Here is a 3,472-nt window from a genome sequence, read left to right on the forward strand (position 1 = left end):
ACCCAAAGCCTGCCGGCAGGGTTTACTTTTATTTGCCCTGCAGTAACTTCCACCAGACCATCTTCAACAAACGGCTGCAGCTGTTCTAATGCCTCGCTAAAGTAACACCAGAAACCCGTAAGCTGCCATTGCTGACAAAACGTCTCTATATCTAACTGAAAATGACAGATTAACTGGCTGATCAGCGCTGCACGGATTTTATCATCCCGGTTTAAACTAAAGCCTCGCTCCAGCGGCAGTTTTGCCGCATCGATAGCCAGATAATAGGCGGGTAAGTTTTTGCTGTTCTGCCACAGCACCCCACTTACCTGGCTGATGCTGGAAACACCAAGGCCAATTAAGGCATCCTGCCCGGCAGTGGTATAGCCCTGAAAGTTGCGTTGCAGTTTACCCTCCTGCTGCGCTTTGGCCAGCGCATCATCGGGCCTGGCAAAATGGTCCATACCAATAAACTGATAACCAGCACCAACAAAGCGGTTTATTGCCTGTTGCATCAGCTCCAGCTTTAACGGTGCATCTGGCAGGCTGCTATCGGTAATTTTACGCTGGGCGGCAAAACGCTCCGGCAGATGAGCGTAACTGAACAACGAAATACGATCAGGGTTAAGTCGGATAATTTCATCTATTGTTGCACTAAAGGTGGCAGGCTGCTGAAAAGCCAAACCATAAATTAAATCCAGATTAATGGAGCTAAAACCCAACTCCCGGCTTAGCTTAACCTGATGACGGATAAGCTCAGTATCCTGCACCCGGTTAATGGCAATTTGTACTTTCTCGTCTAAATCCTGTACGCCAAAACTTACCCGGTTAAAGCCAAGCTCACGCAAATGGCGCAGCTTGTTATCGCTGCAGCTACGCGGGTCTATTTCAATGCTTATTTCAGCATCATTGTTAATAGTAAAGTGTTGCTGCAACAATGCCATTAAGCGGCTTAGCTGTTCTTCCGTTAAAAAGGTCGGCGTACCGCCGCCCAAATGAAGCTGGTTAATACTTTTATCACTAAGCAGCGGCGCATACATCGCCATTTCTGCCGCCAGCCCATCCAGATAAATATCAGCTTTATGCTGGTGGCGGGTAACCACCTTATTGCAGCCGCAGTAATAACAGAGCTTATGGCAAAATGGGATATGCAGATACACGCTGAGCTGCGCCGGGCTATGTTCAAGGGCAGCGCGCATCAGCGCCGGATCAAAATCAGGCGTTAGCGCCAGCGCGGTAGGATAAGAAGTATAACGCGGGCCGTTAATATTGTACTTACTGATTAACTTCGGATCCCATTCTACCTGTTGCATCATGACCTCTTTGAGCGCATGTTGGTAACGTGGGCATCAGTATAAAGCCACTTTACAGAACAAACTTTGATCTGGCGCAGGCTACATCGAACCGATGTTTATCTGATACGGCTGGGGGGGAGCAGCAAGAGCCTGAAATAACTCATGACTCCTGCTATTTTTTAAATACCACCAGCGCGAAGTACGTAGTCTTGATAAGCAGGAATAGCAATGGCAGCGATAATACCGATAAGTGGAATAAACAATAAACACAAACCCCAGATAGACCATTTTTTCTGTACGCGGTTAAAATGCTCTACGCTATCCCATTTCTTGTTTTTCCAAGCAAGCTCACGCCCTTTGAATCCCAGGTAGATAGCCACAATAAAGCCGATATAAGGAACCAGTGCCAGAAAACCAATATATGTTTTGTTAAAACCACCCCATATCCAATTTAACGAAAATGCGCCCCAACTAAAGCCTGCAATTCCATCTGGTACTGTGTTTTGTTTCATTCCTGAATTATTATCTGGTTGCCCCGTTAAAGTAACGTCTGATTTTGGTGCTGCATAAACGTCGTTCATCTCAATCTCTTTGCTCAAATTATTAACTATCTGCTTTGCCAACAAGCCGCCGCTCCGTCGTATAGATATTACAATCTGCGTCTGTAATACCTGGTGCTCATCGCTCTTAAATAACGGGCTGCTGACACTACATCGATTTCATATTTTTTACAATACGGTATCGGTACAAGGCAAATATCAAGCGTAGCAATATTTATGCTTTTCACATCGTTGTAGATTTTGTTAATGGTTCCGGCTGGATGTCAGCAAAATAGCGAGCTAAGCCACTTCAATTGGGATTTTATCCGGTTAGCCGCTAAACTTTGTTTATAGTTGTCTGTTAAACGGGATGTATTATGCGTTTGTTATTATTATTTGTAATGAGTATTAGCTGGAGTATCCTGCCGCTATCGGCGTCAGCGACACAAGCGACACAATCGACACAATCAAAAGTCCAGCATAGTTATGTTGGAGAGCATGGCATGGTGTTATTTGCTGCTGATGATATTTTACTGGCCTCACATTTACCACTTTATCAACCGCCGCATAATTATCAGCTTATTTACCAGATAACCCTGCCCCCCACTGAGCACAACGCCGTGTTAGCCACGCTGCAAAAAAAACAGCAGATGACCATCCTGCCGCAGCAATTTGACTTAACTAAATTAATAGATGGCCAAAGCATTACGGTTAACGCTGCGCTCTATCATGGCCATTTTGAACGGGGCGGCAGTGTCTGGTTTGATAACGTAGCGGTAAATTTTGCCCGCCAACTCTATATCAGACCAATTCAGCAAGCAGGCAGCGCGAATGAAGCACGGTATGACGTATTAAAAATTCATTCGAGTTATTTTTTAATCCATCAGATTGCCGCAACCCCCAGTTATGATCAGATATTGCGCACAGAGCGCCCTATTAGCGAACCACTGGTCTTAAAAGCGCCGGCTGATGTAACAGCGCTGCAGCAACTGAATGCGATGGGCATTGAGGCTACCGAAGTGTATCTGGAAACCGCCGACTTTCAGTGAGGATAAGCGCGCAACGTATGCAAGGTTCAAGGCCTCGTTGTGACTAACAAAACCTATTTTAATTGTTGTTGTAACATGCTCACTAACGGCTGAAACTCTGCTTTATTTTTATCGTTCAGGTCGATTAATGCCTGATGCGCTCGCAAAATCATCTGCCCCTGCTCCTGCTCACTGTAAGCCTGAGTGTCGATATGGCTCATTTCAGTGTCCACGTTCGTTGGCTTTTCAACAATTTGAAATGCCTGCTCTAGACATAAACTATACAGCAATTCATTAATTTCAGAGTCGGTCGAAAAAAGGGTCGGTTTTGGCATTTGTTGCTGCTGGCAATAACGGGCGATACTGGCTAGCAAACCGACATAGGTACTATCGATAAAGGTTGCCTGATTTAAATCGATAACCACCTGGGCGCAGGGCGTTGGCTCGCTGAATAATTGTTCAATTAAGTCGTCCATACCAGTAGCATTGGTATAACGCAGCTCACCACATAGTTTGAAATAACAACAGTTATCAACGTTGGCAAATAAAATTTGTTGAGACTCACTCATGTGTTACTCGCTTAGCGAATTAGCCGGCAGATCAGTAACGCCCCTGTTTAGCTTTAGTATAG

Annotated in this window: 4 protein-coding genes; 1 reads left to right on the forward strand and 3 read right to left on the reverse strand. The window is 45.2% G+C overall.

From position 1 onward, the window contains the following. The coding region (gene hemN / locus ABY802_RS16240) for an oxygen-independent coproporphyrinogen III oxidase (RefSeq protein WP_372628165.1) at window positions 1-1,295 on the reverse strand (1,295 nt) is incomplete at its 3' end. Between the two features lie 158 nt (window positions 1,296-1,453). Next, window positions 1,454-1,900 (reverse strand): hypothetical protein, encoded by a 447-nt coding sequence (locus ABY802_RS16245; protein WP_372628166.1) that lies wholly within the window; start codon window positions 1,898-1,900, stop codon window positions 1,454-1,456. A gap of 290 nt (window positions 1,901-2,190) precedes the next feature. Between ABY802_RS16245 and ABY802_RS16250 the strand changes: the two genes are divergently transcribed. Next, window positions 2,191-2,862: a hypothetical protein gene (locus ABY802_RS16250; RefSeq protein ID WP_372628167.1), complete on the forward strand. Its 672-nt coding sequence runs from the start codon at window positions 2,191-2,193 to the stop codon at window positions 2,860-2,862. Window positions 2,863-2,915: 53 nt separating this feature from the next. Here ABY802_RS16250 and ABY802_RS16255 read toward each other — a convergent pair whose 3' ends face one another. Then, the gene (locus tag ABY802_RS16255) at window positions 2,916-3,410 is read right to left on the reverse strand and encodes an STAS domain-containing protein (protein WP_372628168.1); all 495 of its coding nucleotides are present in this window, start codon (window positions 3,408-3,410) and stop codon (window positions 2,916-2,918) included. Window positions 3,411-3,472 lie beyond the last annotated feature (62 nt).

The organism is Arsukibacterium sp. (assembly GCF_041616895.1).
In the GTDB taxonomy this organism is placed as follows: Bacteria; Pseudomonadota; Gammaproteobacteria; order Enterobacterales; family Alteromonadaceae; genus Alishewanella.

Coding starts and splice junctions, on each gene's coding strand:
- ABY802_RS16250 (WP_372628167.1), top strand. CDS start 2,191: ATGCGTTTGTTATTATTATTTGTAATGAGTATTAGCTGGAGTATCCTG.
- ABY802_RS16255 (WP_372628168.1), bottom strand. CDS start 3,410: ATGAGTGAGTCTCAACAAATTTTATTTGCCAACGTTGATAACTGTTGT.